We start from the raw sequence: 19,987 nt of genomic DNA, 5'->3' as shown, positions 1-19,987 counted from the left end.
GATTATGTGGGGGGGATTCTGCAATGCTAAAAAAGAGTTTTTTATTACTTATTGTAACCGCTTTAATTGTGGTGTTGGCTGCTTGCGGTAAAGGTAACAATGCTGTACAAAACGGGAATAAAAAGGTCACTTTGAAGATTATTCATTGGCAGCAGGAGAATATTAATAACTATATAAAGGAATTTAATAAAAAGTTTGAAGAGAAGTATCCAGATGTTCAGGTGGAGTATACGACGGTACCTGCTGACTCAACGTATGACCAACTGATGCAAACGCGTATGAATGCTGGTTCATCCGGTGATGCAGACATTATTCCTCTGAAATTCAGCTTCGTAGGAGCTCCGCAGGAGTGGTCAAAGGGAGCAGCTGATCCAATGTGGAAGCAATGGATTGACGGAGGACTAATAGCCGATCTGTCGGATCAAGCCTTTATCAAATACTATAATCCTACAGATGTCAAAAATGCCATGACCTATAAAGACAAGGTATACGGAGTAAATATGGGTAAGGTGGCGCTGACAGGTTTGTTCTACAACAAGGAAATTTTTAAAAAATATAATCTTGCTGTACCCACAACTTGGGATGAGCTGGTAAATGTTATGAAGGTACTCAAGGCTAACGGTGTGGAACCGATTGGCTTCGGCGGTAAGGATGTATGGCCTATTAACCTTGCTGTCCAAGGGCTTCAATCCTCTATTCATGATGATCAGCTGGAATATATCAAAGGGCTGTGGACCGGGAAGACGAAGCTGACAGACCCTTCCCAGCTTGAGGTGCTGGAAAAAACACAAATTTTGATGAACAATGCCATTGGTGGATTTATGGGGATTGACTATGGAACCTTGCCAAGTTTGTTTGCTACAGGACGTGTAGCTATGATTGCGGATGGCACCTGGGATGCAACTACGATCCAGACAGCCAATCCAGAGCTGAAATTTGGTTATTTCCCAATTCTGGGCAGCAATGATCCCGCCAAAAATAAAAATCTTGCAGGCAAGTACGATATGACATGGATGGTATTGGAAAAGTCGCCAAACAAGGATTATGCGATCAAATGGCTTGAAATGCTCTCTGAAAAGCAAAACTACACCGATTTCGTGAACGCTGCCGGATTTTTGCCAACACAGCCTGATGTGAAGATAAGTAGTGAATTTGTGAATGAAATCCAGCCTTCGCTGGAAAACTTCAAGCTCTCTTGGGATCAGTTGTTTATCAATCGCAAAAATGTTGGACAGTACATTAAAGATTCCAGCGTACATGCGGAATTTCTCGCGCCTACCGGTCCGTTAAAGACGCCTTTGGAGCTTGCCCAAAAATCGCAGGCGGACTGGGATGCAGCAGCCCCTAAATAAATCAACGGGCTTTACATGAGCTCAGATCGGCATCTGTAAAGTCTTCATAATAATGTAAAAAGGTGTGAGGCCCATGTATCCTTTCGGAAAGGGCGCGGCCCGGTTAATGCCCTATCTTTTGCTGAGTATTCCGGTGCTGCTCTATTTGCTTCTTGGCTTTGGTCCTTCAATGGTAACCGTATTGTTTTCCTTTACAAATGCTTCGGGAGTTCCGGGACAAACATGGAATTTTGTCGGATTTGAGAATTATATGACCTTTTTTACCTCCTCCGATTCAGGAGATCGGATTGCTTCCATGGGTCGTTCCTTATATTTTGCTACAGCGGTGGTTGTGATTCAAAATGCAGTAGGACTGTTCATGGCCATCATTATTAATAAAAAGCTCAAAGGTGATGTGTTTTACCGCGCTGTATTTTTCCTGCCTGTCGTGCTTGGAGTAACGGTATCCGGCCTGATCTGGCAGCTGATTGCCAATCCGCTTGGCGGTCCTGCACAAGCCTTGATGAACTTTTTTGGAACCAGCTCCAACTTCTTTGGCGATTACAATATTGCATTTGAACTGATTATTTTTGTGCAAGTCTGGATGTACATGGGTTACTCGATGACTATTTTCTTGGCCGGACTCCAATCCATTCCCAATGATTTATATGAAGCAGGGTATATGGACGGCGCTTCCGGGTGGAAAGCGTTCAAAAATATTACCTTTCCGATGATTGCGCCGTCCTTCACCGTCAATATGCTGCTGTCCATTATCGGAGCCTTGCAAACCTTTGACATTATTTATGTGCTGACAGGTGGTAAATTCAACACGACGACACTTGCGTTTGATGTGTATGCAACAGCCTTCGGCACGGGGACGTCGGATTACGGCCTTGCTTCTGCAGTAGCCATGATCCAGTTCTTGTTCGTATTTACAGTGTCGATGATTGCTCTGTATTATTTGCGCAGAAGAGAGGTGGAAATGTAATGAGCAGTAATAAAGGAACAAAACTACTGAGCTATATCATCGTACTGCTCATGCTTTCGTTATATTTATTCCCGCTTTTCTACCTCTTTAATGTATCAATGAAGACTCAAAGTGAGTATCTGATTGACCCTGTAGCTATAGCCAAAAGTCTGCGCTTTGAGAATTTCATGGGCGCTTGGGAAAAAGGGAACTTCTCTCAGTACATGTGGAACAGTATTTTGTATACGGGAGTATCTACGTTGTTAACGCTGGTGATATCCGTGTTTGCGGCTTTCCCGCTGGCGCGGGGATATGTTAAGTTCAGCACCTTTTTTTATGTGTTTTTCCTGATATCCATGTATCTTCCGAACCCGCTGATCCCGCAATTTGCTCTCATTAATAGTCTGGGACTTTACAATACGCAGCTTGGTTTTATTTTGCTGAAAACTACGGGTACCGGCATTGCCTTTCTGATGTTTGTGGGATACATCAAGTCTGTATCCCGAGAGCTGGATGAAGCGGCTGCAATGGACGGGTGCGGATATTCACGCTATTTGTTTACGATTCTTGTACCGCTGATGAAACCGGTGCTAGCGACAGGTATCATTTTGACAGCAATTGGGGCGTGGAACGATATTATAGGTCCTACCATTTATTTATCTGATCCCGCGTATCAGCCGGTAACCAAGGGATTGTTCTCTTTCTATGGACAATACATGAATAACTGGCCGCTGCTCGCTTGCGGTATTCTGATTGTTACACTACCGCTGGTTATTTTGTATATTTTCCTCCAGCGCTTTATTGTCGGCGGTGCAATGGCCGGAGCTGTGAAGTCTTGATTTCTGAAAGGATGGTACCGAGTATGAGTGAGAATGCCTTCTTATTTCCAGCCACGTTTATGTGGGGAACCTCGACCTCTTCTTATCAAATCGAAGGTGGTGCAGCTGAGGAAGGAAGAACACCTTCCATTTGGGATACCTTCTGTCAAGTACCCGGGAAGGTGATGGGCGGTGACTGCGGAGATATAGCTTGTGACCATTTTCACCGCTTTAAGGAAGATGTGCAATTAATGAAGCAGCTGGGCTTTGTACATTACCGTTTTTCCGTGGCCTGGCCGCGCATTATTCCCGCACCCGGCATGGTTAACGAACAGGGCCTGCTTTTCTATGAGCGCCTGCTGGATGAGATTGAGGCGGCCGGGCTAATTCCGATGCTGACGCTGTATCATTGGGATCTTCCGCAGTGGATCGAGGACGAGGGTGGATGGACGAATCGCGGGATTATCCAGCATTTTATAACGTATGCGTCTGTAATCATGGATCGGTTTGGACAGCGTATAAGCTGGTGGAATACGATAAATGAGCCGTACTGTGCCTCTATTTTGGGCTATGGTACAGGAGAGCATGCCCCTGGCCATGAGAACTGGAGGGAAGCCTTTACTGCCGCCCATCATATTCTGATGTGCCACGGGATAGCCATGAATTTACACAAGGAAAAGGGGCTGACGGGTCACATTGGTATTACGCTGAACATGGAGCATGTAGATGCAGCTACTGAACACCCTGAGGATATAGCCGCTGCCGTCCGGCGGGATGGATTTATTAATCGTTGGTTTGCCGAGCCGTTGTTTAACGGGAAATATCCTGAGGATATGGTGGAATGGTACGGAGCGCATCTGAATGGAATGGATTTTGTACAGCCTGGTGATATGGAGCTGATCCAGCAGCCGGGGGATTTTGTGGGCATCAACTACTATACACGCAGCGTTATTCGAGCAACTACAGACGCTTCGTTGCTTCAGGCAGAGCAAGTGCGCTTCGAGGAACCGGTAACGGATATGGGATGGGAGATTCATCCCGACTCCTTTTATAAGCTGCTGACCCGGATTGAAAAGGATTTTACCAAGGGTTTGCCCATTTTAATTACGGAAAACGGAGCAGCGATGAAGGATGAACTGAGCCATGGGAAAATTGAGGACACCGGGCGTCAGCGCTACATTGAGGAGCATTTAAAGGCATGTCATCGCTTCATCGCAGAGGGAGGGCAGCTCAAAGGCTATTTTGTCTGGTCTTTCTTTGATAACTTTGAATGGGCTTGGGGCTACAGCAAACGCTTCGGTATTGTACATATCAATTACCAAACACAGGAACGGACACCTAAACAAAGTGCGCTGTGGTTCAAGCAGGTGATGGCGAATAATGGGTTTTAAACAGATGTTCGTAATAAATTAAGCCGTCATGCTGCAATAACAGAGCATGACGGCTTTTAAGACTGCATAAAGACTTGTGTAAGGAGGACTATGCTAAATATCTTGCATATCCAGTATAACAGGGCAGTGGTCACTGCCCGTAATATGGCAATCAATGCTTGCATCTATCAATAGTGGGCGAAGTCTGTCCGAGACGAGAAAGTAATCGATCCGCCAGCCGATGTTCCGTTCTCTCACCTTCGGCATGTAGGACCACCAGGAATAAACATCCGTCCGGTCAGGATAAAAGTATCTGAAGGTGTCTGTAAATCCAGCGTCGAGCAGCTGCGACAGGCGCTCTCGTTCCTCAGGCGTAAAACCGGCATTGCCGTAGTTGGCTTTTGCATTTTTCAAATCAATTTCCTGATGAGCCACATTAAGATCACCACAAATAATGACAGGTTTCAATGCATCCAGCTGTTGCAGATAGCTGCGAAAACGGTCCTCCCATTCCAGTCTGTACGGTAGCCGTGACAGATCTCGTTTGGTATTGGGAGTATATACATTAACCAGATAAAATTTCTCGAATTCCAGAGTAATGGTTCTGCCCTCAGGCTCCTCATTTTCTTCAAGTCCATAGTGCACGGAAAGCGGCTTGATTTTGGTGAAGATAGCCGTACCGGAGTATCCTTTTTTCTCGGCATAATTCCAATACTGTGTGTATTCCTCCATGTTCTCCATGAGGATTTGGCCCTCTTGAAGCTTGGTTTCCTGAACGCAAAAGATATCAGCATTCGTTTCTTTTAGATAAGTATAAAATCCTTTGGTCACACAGGCTCTTAATCCATTAACATTCCAGGATATTAATTTCATTGTTGATCTCCTTATTACTCAGCTCTTCTACATTAAAATAGTTATTGGATCTAAAAAAGAATACTCTCTACCGATCAGACTGTGAAGTTTAGGCTAACGATACGCAGGCCATGACATTCTGTGCCCCAGGAAGATGCTCATACTGTTGCAACAAAAAAAGCTTCCTAATTAGGAAATTAGGAAGCTTCCGCAGTACATACGTCCCAGGAGGGATTCGAACCCCCGACCGACGGCTTAGAAGGCCGTTGCTCTATCCAGCTGAGCTACTGGGACATAAAATTCAAGCGAATATTAATGTATCACATGGATAAGAAAGATTCAAGTCTTTTTTTCATATTATTTGATTGTTTTTGACTTTGTGCAGCATAAATTCAGAGTAGTTGTAGTTTTTTTGCCTTATAAAAGGGTATGTTAGAATACAGGTGAATATGTTGAAGACGAGTGGTTGGACTTAAGCTGCTGTTTCTCATATAATCTACAAATACTTTAGCTTACGGAGGAGAGGGGGTGCCTTTAATAAAGGACTCCAAGGTGACGACAAAAGAAAATAATATTGTATTGTTTCCGAAGACACTGGACTATTATCAAATTCAACTTACTGTGATGCTTGAGAACGAACGTTATGGTGAGGCGATGGCGATGCTGCGTTTTTTAATGCAGTGTCAGGGACAGGAGCAGAAACAATACGATGAATGGGAAGCTCTATTGCAATGGCTGGAAGCTGCCTTTCCACAGTATGCTGACAGTGGGGGAGTAACGAGCGCTGTGGAAGAAGACGAGGTCGATGAAGTGGAATTGGCTCGTCGCCATGCACGCTTTAAGCAAGAGCAGGATGCAGGGTATGGCAATAAGCTGCTGCAGATGGCTATGGATGAACCCTTATCCGAACAGACGATTTTAGCACTTGAGCAGTTGTCCTATCTGGATTTACCGGAAATTGACGCTGCCTTGCTTCGTTGGATAAAGGAGCGGGAAATCCATCCTCTCCTCCAATTCCGTATTTTACAAACACTGCGACGACGCGGAATGGAAGGGACGATAGAAATCAGACGGGGAGATGAAAAAGCGGAGATTGATATTGAGACCGTTCCGCTTCAGCCGGGTGATTTTCCTGAACAGATCATGCGTATCTTGGAACGGGTAGCCGATCAGACCGAGGTACATGAGCCTGCGTTGTTTTATTTTGCGCAGGAGCTATGGTCGCAGTTTGTAATGGCTGTATACGGTACGAATGATTACAGATCGATGCTGGTGGAGGAGGACGGAATGCCGGATATTTGGGCGGCAGCTCTCCATCAGACGGTTTCGGAGAGTTTGAGTGGACACAACAATGAGGAAGAAACGCGTGCTATTTACGGCATTACAGATGCGCTGCGCTTTCGTTTTGAGCAGGCGTATCGATCAATGCGGCTATTTGTAGCTGCGGGAATGAATACTCCTTAATGCCCGGAAACGTTTACCTGTAAAGCATTTCAAAGGGCTGCTCTTGAAAAAGACAGTAATGTTAGATATACTATAATGGTTATTTTGTGTGCGTTGATTGTAATGAAAACTAAGTGAAGATTTTGTTGGAGGGGAAAGCATAAAATGAAAGCAACTTGGGAGAAAATAGAGAAGAACCTTGGGGTTCTTGAAGTTGAGGTTGACGCGGATCGTGTAGCCGCTGCACTCGACAAAGCTTTTAATAAAGTGGTAAAGCAAGTAAGTGTACCAGGATTCCGTAAAGGTAAGGTACCACGTCCTATTTTTGAAAAACGCTACGGAATTGAGAGCTTGTATCAGGATGCAATTGACTTCCTGCTGCCAGAAGCTTATGGCGAAGCTGTAGAGCAAACGGACATCTTCCCGGTTGACAGCCCGGATGTTGAAATTGATCAATTTGCTAAAGGCGAATCTTTCAAATTCAAAGCGAAGGTTACAGTTAAGCCTGAAGTAACTCTGGGTGAGTACAAAGGCGTAGAAGTACCTGTAAGCAAACTTGAAGTTAGCGACGAAGAGTTGGCTCAAGAGCTGGAACGCCTGCAACAACGCCATGCTGAATTGGTTGTCGTTGATGAAGATGCAGCTCAATCCGGCGATACAGCTATTATTGACTTCGACGGTTCCGTAGACGGCGTACAGTTCGAAGGCGGACAAGCTGAGAAGTATTCTCTGGAACTGGGCTCCAATACATTCATCCCTGGCTTTGAAGATCAAGTGATCGGTTTGCACACTGGCGATTCCAAGGACGTTGAAGTAACGTTCCCTGAGAACTACCATTCTGCTGACCTGGCTGGTAAACAAGCCGTATTCAAAGTGAAAGTTCATGAACTGAAACGCAAAGTTCTTCCTGAACTGGACGATGAATTTGCTAAAGATGTAAGTGAATTTGACACATTGGCTGAATTCAAGGAAGACTTGAAAAAGCAATTGCTGGAGCGTAAGGAAAACGAAGCTAAAGCAGCTCGTGAGGGTGCTGTGGTGGAGAAGGTTGCTGAGAATGCAACAATCGACATTCCTGAAGCAATGGTCAAGAGTGAAGTGCAAAACATGGTTCGCGATTTCGACAACCGTCTGCGCAGCCAAGGCATGAACCTTGAAATGTTCCTCGGCTTCTCCGGTCAAAGCAAGGAAGATCTGGAAGAGCAAATGAAAGCTGATGCTGAGAAGCGCGTGCGTAACAACCTCGTGCTGGAGCAAGTGGCTAAAGCAGAAAACATCGAAGTTTCCGAAGCGGAAATTGATGAAGAGCTGAAAAACATGGCTGATGCTTACAAACGTTCTGTTGAAGAAATCCGCAGTATTCTGGAAAGTAACGGCTCGTTCGCAAACTTGAAAGAAGAGATCTCGCTGCGCAAAACAATTGCTTTGCTGGTAGAAAACAGCAAGGAAGTTGAAGCGCCAGCTGCAGCTGCTGAGTAATTCAAACGATAAAATATACGAGGTATGCTCTAACAGGCTGCAACGTAGTAATTAGATAGGGATAAGGCACGTAGTGAAAGTTACGTGCCTTATTTTTACCTTAGGCAACCCAAATTTTAGTCGTTTATGGAAAACGTTGTGAGTGGTGTTTTCTTGTTTTACATAAGTCACTACCGTATATTTGCACATACATACGAAACATGGTTAAATATGAGAAGGTCTTGGCAAAGCATATAACAGCCGCACTACTAGATGAGCGGATGCAAATATGACACAAGACTCTGAACATGTTAAAATATTTTGTAAGGTGTTTCCGTTTCATGCTCGCCGCTTTCGTTTTAATGGGACTTAACAAGCGGATGAATACAGGTGTTCATTTTAATTAAGAAAAGAGGTTGGTCGTGATGAGTCTCGTCCCTATGGTTGTGGAACAAACGAATCGAGGAGAACGATCTTACGATATTTACTCGCGGTTGCTTAAGGATCGCATCATTTTCCTAAGTGGCCCAATTGATGACGATGTCGCCAATCTCGTCATTGCACAGTTATTGTTCCTTTCTGCGGAAGATCCGGAAAAGGACATCAATTTGTATATTAACTCGCCAGGCGGTTCTGTAACTGCGGGCATGGGTATATATGATACAATGCAATTTATTAAGCCGGACGTATCGACGATCTGTGTGGGCATGGCTGCAAGTATGGGCTCTTTGCTGCTCACAGCGGGTGCACCAGGCAAAAGATATGCACTTACCAACAGTGAAGTTATGATCCATCAGCCGCTCGGCGGCATTCAGGGGCAAGCCTCAGATATGCTGATTCATGCGGACTGGATTATCAAAACACGTGCCAAGCTGAATCAAATCTATGTAGAGCGTACAGGTCAGCCCCTCGAAAAAATCGAACGTGATACTGACCGGGATTTCTTCATGGAAGCAGAAGAGGCAAAAGCATATGGTATCATTGACCAGGTGCTGTCTAAACCGATTAATCTGTAAAGGGGTGGCTCTATGTTTAAATTTAATGATGAAAAAGGACAATTGAAATGTTCTTTCTGCGGCAAATCTCAAGATCAGGTTCGCAAGCTTGTTGCCGGACCAGGCGTATATATATGTGACGAATGCATTGAGCTGTGCACGGAGATTGTGGAAGAGGAATTGGGTCATGAGGAAGAAGTAGATCTGAAAGACATTCCGAAACCCATGCAAATCCGTGATATTTTGGACCAATATGTCATTGGTCAGGATCAAGCGAAAAAATCGTTGTCTGTAGCGGTATATAACCACTACAAGCGTATTAATACACAAAACAAAATTGATGATGTAGAATTGCAAAAAAGTAACATTCTGATGCTTGGACCTACAGGTTCGGGTAAAACGTTGCTAGCGCAAACCATGGCTAAAATTTTGAACGTACCTTTTGCTATCGCAGATGCCACCTCCCTCACGGAAGCTGGTTATGTGGGTGAAGACGTTGAAAACATTTTGCTGAAATTGATTCAAGCTGCCGATTATGATGTGGAAAAAGCCGAACGCGGCATCATCTATATTGACGAAATTGATAAAGTAGCCCGTAAATCCGAAAACCCGTCCATTACGCGTGACGTATCGGGTGAAGGTGTACAGCAGGCGCTGCTTAAAATTCTGGAAGGCACGGTTGCTTCTGTACCTCCGCAAGGTGGTCGCAAGCATCCGCACCAAGAGTTCATTCAAATTGACACCACAAATATTCTGTTTATTTGCGGCGGTGCCTTTGACGGTCTGGAGCAAATGATCAAGCGCCGTATCGGTAAAAAGGTCATTGGCTTTAATGCCACTAGCGAACAAAAAGATCTGAAGCCAGGCGAATATACTTCAATGGTATTGCCTGAGGATCTATTGAAATTCGGTCTGATTCCGGAATTCGTGGGACGTTTGCCAGTCATTTCTACGCTGGAGCCGCTTGATGAGAAGACATTGGTTCGTATCTTGTCTGAGCCGAAAAATGCGTTAACCAAGCAATACCAGAAGTTGCTGGAACTGGATAATGTGCAACTGGAGTTTAAGCAGGATGCTCTGGAAGCCATTGCTCGTGAGGCGATCAAGCGTAATACGGGTGCTCGTGGTCTTCGCGCGATCATCGAAGGTATCATGCTCGACGTCATGTATGAAGTTCCTTCCCGTGAGGATGTAACGACTTGCGTTATCAATGAGCAGGTAGTAAAAGACAAAATCGCACCGGAACTCGGTGGTACAGATAAGGATAAAAAACAAGAAGAGAGCGCCTAAGGATTGATACTTCGCGATCTCTACAACATGAGAAGCCGAATCTCCACTTCACTAAACCTTATGAGGTTTTAAGGGGTGGAGGTTTGGTGTTAATGGGAGAGAAAAGTACATGTTCTTAAGACAAGACACACGTCCCGTTAAAGTCGGGAATCTGACGATTGGCGGCAGTAATGAAGTTATCATCCAAAGTATGTGTACAACCAAAACAGCAGATGTGGAAGCTACTGTAGCGGAAATTCTTCGTTTGGAGGAAGCCGGCTGTCAACTGGTGCGGGTTACCGTAAACAATGAGGAAGCAGCCGCAGCCATAAAAGAAATTAAAAAAAGGATTCATATTCCGCTCGTCGCGGATATTCATTTTAATTACAAGCTGGCTCTACTGGCGATTGAAAATGGGATTGACAAGGTACGCATTAACCCAGGTAATATTGGCCGACGTGAAAAAGTGGAGGTTGTCGTTAAAGCGTGTAAGGAAAAAGGGATTCCGATTCGGATTGGTGTCAATGCCGGATCATTGGAGCAGCATTTGCTGGATAAGTACGGTTATCCTACGCCAGAAGCGATGGTGGAAAGCGCGCTGTTTCATATCGGTATTTTGGAGGAACTTGATTTTCACGATATTATCGTGTCTCTGAAAGCATCTGACGTACCGATGGCGATTGCCGCTTATACGAAAGCAGCCGAAATTATCAAGTATCCGCTCCATCTGGGCATCACCGAGGCAGGTACGCTCTTTACCGGAACGGTTAAAAGTGCGGCAGGTATGGGTGCATTGCTGGCATCAGGCATCGGCTCCACGATGCGTATTTCGCTTAGTGCCGATCCGGTGGAGGAAGTGAAGGTTGCACGGGAACTGCTCAAAACGTTTGGACTGATCACCAATGCGGCTACATTGATTTCCTGTCCAACTTGCGGACGTCTGGACATTGATTTGTTCTCTATTGCTAACGAGGTAGAAGACTATATTGCCAAGCTCAAGGTGCCGATTAAAGTCTCGGTGCTGGGCTGTGCAGTAAATGGTCCCGGCGAAGCGAAGGAAGCTGATATCGGTATTGCGGGAGCACGCGGGGAAGGACTTTTGTTCCGTTATGGTAAAATGATCCGCAAAGTACCCGAGGCTGATATGGTTGATGAATTGAAAAAAGAAATTGATATCATCGTCAAAGCTTATGAAGAGACGGGTAAAATCCCTGGACGTGAAGAGCGCCATACAGCTGAGAAAGTATAGACAAAATCAGTTTTTAAACAGAAGTATAATCATACTTTATGGTCATTATATCATCGCCGTGAAAAACAGTTCTGCTGCAGAATTGTTCTTCACGGTGTTTTTGTATTTTCCCTCTGATCTTTTGAAAGACTGCCGTTTAGCTATCGTGGAAAAGGAAATACTGTCTTTCATAGAGCAGCATTTTTGATTTGCTGAGATGAGAAACGGAGGAAATACAATGGACTTGACTATGATTTTGTTGTTGGTACAAATGTTTTTCGGGATTGTCATCGGTCTGTATTTCTGGAATCTCCTGCGGAGCCAGAAAACGAACCGTAGTGCGGTGGACCGAGAGTCCCGGAAGGAGCTGGACAAGCTGCGTAAACTGCGCTCCATTTCACTTACCAAGCCGCTGGCTGAACGTACTCGGCCAGCAACGTTACAGGATATCGTCGGCCAGAAGGACGGACTGCGTGCGCTCAAAGCGGCGCTATGTAGTGCGAATCCCCAGCATGTCATTATTTATGGCCCGCCGGGGGTAGGGAAGACGGCTGCTGCGCGCGTAGTGCTGGAAGAGGCAAAGAAAAACCTGTCCTCTCCATTCAAGGCTGATGCGAAATTCACGGAAATTGACGCCACGACGGCCCGTTTTGATGAGCGCGGGATTGCGGACCCGTTAATTGGATCAGTGCATGATCCCATTTATCAAGGGGCTGGAGCTATGGGGGTAGCGGGTATTCCGCAACCCAAGCCTGGAGCTGTAACAAAGGCGCATGGTGGCATGCTGTTCATTGATGAAATCGGTGAATTGCACCCGACACAGATGAATAAGCTGTTGAAAGTGCTGGAGGACCGCAAGGTATTTTTGGAGAGTGCATATTACAACTCGGAAGATACAAATACTCCTGCCTACATCCACGATATTTTCCAAAATGGTTTGCCGGCGGATTTTCGTTTGGTAGGTGCGACAACCCGTTCGCCGCATGAGCTGCCACCTGCCATCCGCTCCCGGTGTATGGAAATTTATTTCCGTGCCCTTCAGCCGCAGGAAATTGCTCGTATTGCTGAGGATGCTGTCCACAAGCTGGGCTTTGGACCTTGTCCCGAGGCGGTAGAGGTCGTACAGCGTTACGCTACGAACGGTCGTGAGGCCGTCAATATGATCCAGCTTGCTGCTGGTTTGGCACTTACCGAGAAACGGGAGCGTCTTAATGCGTCTGATGTGGAATGGGTTGCGGGAAGCAGTCAAATTCAACCGCGTCCTGATCGAAAAATACCGGGATTACCGCAAATCGGGTTTGTTAACGGGTTAGCTGTATACGGCCCGAATATGGGAATGCTGCTGGAAATTGAGGTTACGGCGGTTCCGGTTCCTGAAGGAAAGGGAAGCTACAATATTACGGGAGTAGTCGATGAAGAGGAAATTGGGGGCGGCTCCCGTACGCTGCGACGCAAGAGTATGGCTAAAGGTTCTGTGGAAAATGTATTGACCGTTTTGCGCACACTCGGACTGTCTCCGTCGAATTACGATCTGCATATCAATTTTCCCGGAGGCACGCCAGTAGATGGTCCGTCGGCAGGAATCGCCATGGCGACAGCTATTGCTTCCGCCATGCGGGGAATTCCGGTGGATCACGAAATTGCGATGACTGGAGAGGTTAGCATCCATGGCCGTGTCAAACCGATTGGCGGCGTATTAGCCAAGGTCGAGGCGGCTCTTCAGGCAGGAGCCAAAAAAGTGATCGTTCCCCAGGAAAACTGGCAAGCTCTTTTTGACAGTATCGAGGGCTTACAGGTTATCCCGGTACAGTCGGTTACCGAAGTATTCCGTCATGTGTTCGGGGAAGAAATGACGTCAGAATCACCTGTGCATGCGCCAATTGAGACTTTTCGCCCATCCCAATCTTCGTTGTTACAGGCTGATGGAACGCATAATGGGGCGATATCTGATACAGGATCTTGCTAATAAGCGACCCTTTCATTGGTTTTTTTATTTAACATTTGATAAAATATGAAAGATAACAACGTGAGGATTGTAAAATCCGGAACCTGAGAATCACTGGAGGTGCGAAAGCGATGGGACCCACCAAGACAAAAGGTCGTCGTTTTCCTTTGCTGCCTTTAAGAGGACTTCTGGTCTACCCGAGCATGGTTCTGCATCTCGATGTGGGCCGGGAAAAATCGGTCAAGGCTTTGGAAAAAGCGATGGTTGAAGACAATTTGATTCTCCTGTGTTCTCAATCAGAGGTAAATATTGAAGAACCCACACAAGAGGATATTTTTCGAGTCGGCACGGTAGCCAAGGTGCGCCAGATGCTCAAGCTTCCTAACGGAACGATTCGGGTGCTGGTGGAAGGGCTGGAACGTGCCGAGATTATTCAATATACGGACAATGAAGAATATTACGAGGTACTGGCCAAGGAACTGCATGAGGCAGAAAATGTGCAGCCTGAGACAGATGCGCTTATGCGTACTGTACTGACCCAGTTCGAGCATTATATTAACCTGTCCAAAAAGGTAACGCCCGAAACACTTGCTGCGGTATCCGATATTGAGGAGCCAGGACGGTTGGCAGATGTAATCACAAGCCATCTGACGCTCAAAATTAAGGAAAAGCAGGATATTCTGGAGACAATCGACGTAACTCAGCGTCTGGAGAAGCTTCTGGATATTTTGAACAACGAGCGCGAGGTTCTGGAGCTGGAGCGTAAAATCAATCAGCGAGTGAAAAAGCAAATGGAAAAGACGCAGAAGGAATATTATCTGCGTGAACAAATGAAGGCGATTCAGAAGGAGCTTGGCGAGAAGGAAGGTCGTGCAGGGGAAGTTGAAGAGCTGCGCAATCAGTTGAGCGAGCTGGAGCTGCCTGTTCCGGTAAAAGAGAAGGTCGAAAAGGAAATCGACCGTCTGGAAAAAATGCCTGCAAGCTCCGCCGAGGGTGGCGTCATCCGCAATTACGTCGATTGGCTGTTAAGCTTGCCGTGGAATACGTTTACCGATGATGATCTGGATATTGCCAAGGCCGAAGAGGTGCTGAATCATGACCACTACGGACTGGATAAACCGAAGGAGCGGGTACTGGAGTACTTGGCTGTGCGCAAGCTGGTGAAGACCATTAAGGGACCGATTCTGTGTCTCGTAGGTCCGCCAGGGGTTGGCAAGACCTCGCTGGCTCGTTCGATTGCCAAATCCATGGGGCGGGAATTTGTCCGCATCTCCCTTGGTGGTGTACGGGATGAAGCAGAAATCCGTGGTCATCGCCGGACCTATGTTGGTGCGATGCCGGGGCGTATCATTCAGGGAATGAAGACGGCAGGCACGTCTAATCCGGTTTTTTTGCTGGATGAGATTGATAAAATGGCTTCCGATTTTCGGGGAGACCCCTCAGCGGCATTGCTGGAAGTGCTTGATCCCGAACAGAACAATACGTTCAGCGACCATTTTGTTGAGCTGCCCTTTGATTTATCGAACGTGATGTTTGTGACAACAGCCAATGCTGCACATAATATCCCGCGTCCGCTCATGGACCGTATGGAAACACTTTATATTCCTGGTTACACCGAACTGGAGAAGCTGGAGATTGCCAATCGGTATCTATTGCCCAAGCAGAAGAGAGAGCATGGCTTGGAAGAGGAGCAGTTGGTTATCGGGGAGGATACGCTGCTGCGTGTCATTCGCGAATATACCCGTGAATCTGGGGTACGGAATCTCGAACAGCAACTGGCTTCCCTATGCCGTAAGGCCGCGAAGTCTGTTGTATCCGGTGGGGAAGGACCAATTCAAGTCACACCGGATAATCTGAAGGATTATTTGGGGATCGCCAAATTCCGTTACGGCGTAGCGGAGCTGGAGGATCAGATCGGTACGGTTACAGGCTTGGCATGGACAGAGGTCGGTGGTGAAACGCTAATGATTGAAGTGACAGTCGTACCCGGCAGCGGTAAACTGATTCTTACGGGTAAGCTTGGAGACGTGATGAAGGAATCCGCACAGGCGGCATTCAGCTATACTCGTTCCAAAGCGATTGAACTGGGTATTGAACCGGACTTTTATGAGAAAAACGATATTCACATTCATATTCCTGAGGGAGCGATTCCGAAGGATGGACCCTCTGCGGGAATCACCATTGCTACGGCATTGATTTCGGCCTTGACCAACCGTCATGTATCGAAGGATGTAGCTATGACGGGCGAAATTACCCTACGCGGTCGTGTGTTGCCAATTGGTGGTTTGAAAGAGAAATCGTTGGCGGCTCACCGGGCAGGCTACAAAAAAATTCTGCTTCCCAAAGATAATGAACGGGATTTAAAGGATATTCCCGACAGTATCCGGCAGGATGTTGAATTTGTTCCCGTTGCCCATATGGATCAGGTACTGAAGCATGCTTTGGTTGAGCAGGCAAGGGTACATTAGAGAGGAATTAAGGACATAATGAAAGTAACAAAAGCAGAATTTATTATTAGTGCGGTTGGTCCCAGTCAGTTTCCTGTAGACGCTTTGCCAGAGATCGCTCTGGCAGGGCGCTCTAATGTCGGAAAGTCTTCACTGATTAACCGGATGATTAACCGCAAAAATTTGGCACGTACCAGTTCTACGCCGGGGAAAACCCAGCAGCTTAATTATTACCGGATTAATGATGATCTCTATTTTGTTGATTTTCCCGGCTACGGTTACGCTAAAGTATCCAAAACGTCCCGCAAAGCCTGGGGGCAGATGATTGAGTCTTATTTGCTGGAGCGGGAGGAGCTCAAGCTGGTGCTTCAAATGGTTGATTTGCGCCATCCACCGTCCAAGGATGATATCATGATGTATGATTGGCTGCGTCATAACGGGCTTCCCGTATGTGTTGTAGGTACAAAGGCAGATAAAATCCCCAAAACACGACGTGAAAAGCATTATAAAGTCATTAAGCAGGAACTCGGAATACTTCCCGGGGGATTGTTCATCCCCTTTTCCTCCGAAGAAGGTATGGGCAAGGAAGAACTGTGGTCTGTCATCTCCGGCTATATAGAGAATGACGACGAAGAGCAGACGGAATTATAAATGTGGGGCGCCCTTGTGGCGTCCTTTTTCGTAGTGTGTAGAATTCAGAGTAATGTATAAATTTCAGACTAATTAAAACCTATTAAGCTGGTGGGAATAATATATATAACAGAGCAATCACGCGGATTTCCAGCAGAAAAGTGAGCATATGGGGGATAATACCACTCGAATGAAGGTATTTTCCGTTTATTTCTCATGAATGACCGATTTTTATGAATTGGTCCGAAAGAAAAGCGCTATTGGTCTGATGTATAATAAATGGTAAAGCTCGAACTATAGGTTCAGGAAAGAATTGAGGAGATTGGTATGGCTCAGCGGTTAGCCACAGAGTATGTAAAAACCACTTTGACCTTGTCGGAAACTCAAATGGATGAATTTTTGCAGGCCGTGGATGATCCCCAAATGCATTACCGAATTAAAGTGCTGGATAACGGGGGACAGGAAATCGTTCTGGAGCATACCGCGGGTGAGGAAGTTCATTTGTTTTTTGAAGCCAGAGAGGGAGAATATGTCTGTGAATTGACCTGCCGCTTAATTCATCCGCAACTAACCTTGTTTATACGCAAACTTTTTGTTCGCTTTAAGGGTGAGGGGATTGTTTACCGGATGTATCAAGGATTCACGATGGTGTATTTTTATAACGAAGGCACTGTTCGTAAAATTATGGAGAAGAATGACGAAGGCTCCAAGCTGGTGTTCGAGTATAAGAATACGGTACATGAACTACAACAGCTTTTTCAGCATCAAAACGTGGAAAATGAAATATCAGCCGTGTATGACCTCATTAATTCGTTACTGGATCAACGGAATCTGGCTCGAACGTCCTCGGAGCTGGAACAGATTGATCAAAGACTTCGGATGAGCTGCTCCAGATTGTTTGCACTGGAAGCTTAAACCGGCTTGGGCATGCTGGAATGAATTGTTATGCAAAGCGGTCCCTTTCGCTATGAGAGGGGCTTTTTTATTCCAAAAAAATGATTGCATTTGCCGTACATAGATGTTATTTTTAATCTCGTTGAAAATGAATATAGGAACCAGGATTCACTCAGGACATTGAATGTTGCGAGAGGTTATCCCTCGGGAAGTGAATGACGTAGGTCCTAGCGGATGAAATTTTTTTCAAACATTTTATTCCTAGGAAGGGGGAACCGAAAGATGGAATTGGAATACTCAACTTTCGGAAGACACGTGGCCGTAGATACTTGGGGTGTTGAGTTTGAATTGCTGAATAATGCACAGTTTTTGGAGACTCAATTAGTTGAGGCTGCTGAAGCTTGCGGAGCAACGGTAATGTCCGTTCAATCCAAGCAATTTGAACCACAGGGAGCTACTGTGCTTGTACTGCTGTCGGAGAGTCATCTCTCTATTCATACGTATCCTGAGAGAGGATTTGCCGCTATTGATTGTTATACCTGCGGTGAAACTGTTGATCCGCAGCTGGCTATCGACTACCTGGTATCCGTCCTAAAACCGGAAAGAACATATGCGAAGAAGCTGATTCGCGGCCTGGGAGAGCTTCAGGTGGAATCACCGGAGAGCAAGCACGCTGAATTGGTGTAATTCGTTTCTTATGGAGCCATTTGCGTGTCCTATATCATAACCATGGAATTTTCCATGGTTATTTGTTTTAAAAGTGGCTCACACTAAATCAAATAATACAGTGCGTGTTGAATGTTCATGTGAGTCATCTAATTTTCATAAACAATTCATAAAACAGTCCAAGGAGATTTGGACTTCTGTGATATAATTAACATAGTTTATGATAACAGCAGCTATTCTTATTACAGTTTAGGCAGGTGAATTTGCAATGCACATCGTCGTTGTTGGGTTGAATTATCGTACGGCGCCTGTGGAAGTCAGAGAGCGTTTTACAATTGCAGAACAAGATTTACCAAAAGCGCTGGAACAACTCAAACTTACTAAAAGTGTGTTGGAGGGCGTAGTTGTCGCAACCTGCAATCGAACTGAAATATATGTGGTGGTAGACCGCCTTCATATGTGCGGTTATTTCATACGCAGTTTTATGGAGCAATGGTTCGGTATTCCGCGTGATCAATTTACACAACATTTATATATATATGAGGACGAGCAGGCGATCCGGCATTTGTTCCGGGTGACTTGTGGTCTTGATTCGATGGTCATTGGGGAAACTCAAATTTTGGGACAGGTGAAGAATGCTTTTCTTCAGGCTCAATCCCAGAAAATTACGGCTACGTGGTTTAATATGTTGTTTAAGCAAGCCGTCACATTGGGCAAGCGTGCCCATTCGGAGACGTCTATTGGAGAAAGTGCCGTATCTGTCAGCTATGCAGCAGTTGAGCTGGGCAAGCGAATTTTTGGTATGTTTACCGATAAGAAAGTGCTGATTCTCGGTGCAGGTAAAATGAGCGAGCTTACCGTTAAGCATCTTTACAGTGGCGGAGCAGCTGAAGTTATTGTGGCGAATCGGACCTTGTCTCGTGCGGAGGATTTGGCCTCCAAGTTTCACGGAACACCGGTTACGATGGAGGAAGGAATTCAACGGTTGGCCGATGTGGACATTGTGATCAGCTCGACAGGTGCCCAAGGATATATACTCGATAGGGATCGGGTTGAAGCCAGCATGAAACGTCGTCAGTCCCGCCCTTTGTTTATGATTGATATCGCGGTTCCGCGCGATCTGGAACCGGCTATTGGGGAATTATCGAACGTTTTTCTATACGATATTGATGATTTGGAAGGTATCGTAGAGAGCAATCTGGAAATGCGCCGTACCGAGGCAACCAAAATCGAGCATATGATCGAAGGCGAGCTTAGTGAATTTTATCAATGGTTGAAAACGATGGGAGTGCGTCCGGTGATTCGTGCTTTACAGGAAAAAGCAGAATCCGTACACCAGGATACACTGGAAAGCTTGTTCAACAAGCTTCCAGAGCTGGATGAACGGCAACGCAAAGTGATTAGCCGCTTGACGAAAAGCATGCTGAACCAGATGATGCATGATCCGATCAATCGGGTGAAGGAATTGGCAGTCCAAAAGCAGGGGAATGAGGCGTTGGAGATGTTCAGCCACATTTTTGCTCTGGAGGATCGTTTGGAGGACGCCGCTCAGAAATTAGATAAAAGCGATGCATCCGCGTTAATGAAACCGGAGGCCGGTGTTCATGAAACATCCGGCCAGGTCCAAGCCTCGCCAGCGTCGTTAGCGCCGGCCGGCCTGTAAGGGTAGGTGAA

General features: G+C 46.0%; 16 protein-coding genes and 1 tRNA gene. 15 read left to right on the top strand and 2 right to left on the bottom strand.

Annotated features, from left to right (window positions below):
• The first annotated feature begins 23 nt into the window (after positions 1-23).
• From L693_RS0113540 to L693_RS0113525, 4 genes are all read left to right on the top strand, one after another.
• Positions 24-1,352, top strand: coding sequence for an ABC transporter substrate-binding protein (locus tag L693_RS0113540; protein WP_025717721.1), 1,329 nt, complete (start codon positions 24-26; stop codon positions 1,350-1,352).
• A gap of 73 nt (positions 1,353-1,425) precedes the next feature.
• Positions 1,426-2,319, top strand: a complete 894-nt coding sequence (locus tag L693_RS0113535; protein WP_025717720.1) for a carbohydrate ABC transporter permease — start codon at positions 1,426-1,428, stop codon at positions 2,317-2,319.
• Positions 2,319-3,137 (top strand): carbohydrate ABC transporter permease, encoded by an 819-nt coding sequence (locus L693_RS0113530; RefSeq protein WP_025717719.1) that lies wholly within the window; start codon positions 2,319-2,321, stop codon positions 3,135-3,137. Before L693_RS0113535 ends, L693_RS0113530 begins: the two co-directional genes overlap by 1 nt.
• 23 nt (positions 3,138-3,160) lie before the next feature.
• Positions 3,161-4,507, top strand: coding sequence for a GH1 family beta-glucosidase (locus L693_RS0113525; protein WP_025717718.1), 1,347 nt, complete (start codon positions 3,161-3,163; stop codon positions 4,505-4,507).
• Positions 4,508-4,600: 93 nt separating this feature from the next.
• Here the strand turns inward: L693_RS0113525 and L693_RS0113520 are convergent, their stop codons facing one another.
• Positions 4,601-5,359 carry an exodeoxyribonuclease III gene (locus L693_RS0113520; protein ID WP_025717717.1) on the bottom strand — a complete coding sequence of 253 codons (759 nt, stop codon included), beginning with the start codon at positions 5,357-5,359 and terminating at the stop codon, positions 4,601-4,603.
• Positions 5,360-5,558: 199 nt separating this feature from the next.
• Positions 5,559-5,632: transfer RNA gene (locus tag L693_RS0113515), tRNA-Arg, on the bottom strand.
• Between the two features lie 234 nt (positions 5,633-5,866).
• Here L693_RS0113515 and L693_RS0113510 point away from each other — a divergent pair.
• The 11 genes from L693_RS0113510 to hemA all read left to right on the top strand — a co-directional run bounded on the left by L693_RS0113510 (position 5,867) and on the right by hemA (position 19,976).
• Positions 5,867-6,802, top strand: coding sequence for a hypothetical protein (locus tag L693_RS0113510; RefSeq protein ID WP_025717716.1), 936 nt, complete (start codon positions 5,867-5,869; stop codon positions 6,800-6,802).
• A gap of 144 nt (positions 6,803-6,946) precedes the next feature.
• Entirely contained in the window at positions 6,947-8,260 is a 1,314-nt protein-coding gene (gene tig, locus L693_RS0113505; RefSeq protein ID WP_025717715.1) for a trigger factor, read from the top strand.
• Positions 8,261-8,664: 404 nt separating this feature from the next.
• Positions 8,665-9,255, top strand: a complete 591-nt coding sequence (gene clpP, locus L693_RS0113500; RefSeq protein WP_016324659.1) for an ATP-dependent Clp endopeptidase proteolytic subunit ClpP — start codon at positions 8,665-8,667, stop codon at positions 9,253-9,255.
• 12 nt (positions 9,256-9,267) lie between these two features.
• Positions 9,268-10,524, top strand: a complete 1,257-nt coding sequence (gene clpX, locus L693_RS0113495) for an ATP-dependent protease ATP-binding subunit ClpX (protein WP_025717714.1) — start codon at positions 9,268-9,270, stop codon at positions 10,522-10,524.
• 109 nt (positions 10,525-10,633) lie between these two features.
• Positions 10,634-11,752: a flavodoxin-dependent (E)-4-hydroxy-3-methylbut-2-enyl-diphosphate synthase gene (ispG, locus tag L693_RS0113490; RefSeq protein WP_025717713.1), complete on the top strand. Its 1,119-nt coding sequence runs from the start codon at positions 10,634-10,636 to the stop codon at positions 11,750-11,752.
• A gap of 217 nt (positions 11,753-11,969) precedes the next feature.
• Complete coding sequence (gene lonB / locus L693_RS0113485; protein WP_025717712.1) at positions 11,970-13,697, top strand: ATP-dependent protease LonB; 1,728 nt, start codon at positions 11,970-11,972, stop codon at positions 13,695-13,697.
• 110 nt (positions 13,698-13,807) lie between these two features.
• Positions 13,808-16,144, top strand: coding sequence for an endopeptidase La (lon, locus tag L693_RS0113480; protein WP_025717711.1), 2,337 nt, complete (start codon positions 13,808-13,810; stop codon positions 16,142-16,144).
• 18 nt (positions 16,145-16,162) lie between these two features.
• Positions 16,163-16,774, top strand: coding sequence for a ribosome biogenesis GTP-binding protein YihA/YsxC (yihA, locus tag L693_RS0113475; protein WP_025717710.1), 612 nt, complete (start codon positions 16,163-16,165; stop codon positions 16,772-16,774).
• Between the two features lie 306 nt (positions 16,775-17,080).
• A complete protein-coding gene (locus L693_RS0113470) occupies positions 17,081-17,668 on the top strand; it encodes a hypothetical protein (protein ID WP_025717709.1) in 588 nt (195 codons plus the stop codon).
• Between the two features lie 267 nt (positions 17,669-17,935).
• Positions 17,936-18,334 carry an adenosylmethionine decarboxylase gene (gene speD, locus L693_RS0113465; protein WP_025717708.1) on the top strand — a complete coding sequence of 133 codons (399 nt, stop codon included), beginning with the start codon at positions 17,936-17,938 and terminating at the stop codon, positions 18,332-18,334.
• 247 nt (positions 18,335-18,581) lie between these two features.
• A complete protein-coding gene (gene hemA, locus L693_RS0113460; RefSeq protein ID WP_025717707.1) occupies positions 18,582-19,976 on the top strand; it encodes a glutamyl-tRNA reductase in 1,395 nt (464 codons plus the stop codon).
• Positions 19,977-19,987 lie beyond the last annotated feature (11 nt).

This window comes from Paenibacillus sp. 1-18 (assembly GCF_000520755.1).
GTDB lineage: Bacteria > Bacillota > Bacilli > Paenibacillales > Paenibacillaceae > Paenibacillus > Paenibacillus brasilensis.
Note: the sequence above shows the minus strand (reverse complement) of the source record. Positions and strands in the feature narration are given on the sequence as shown.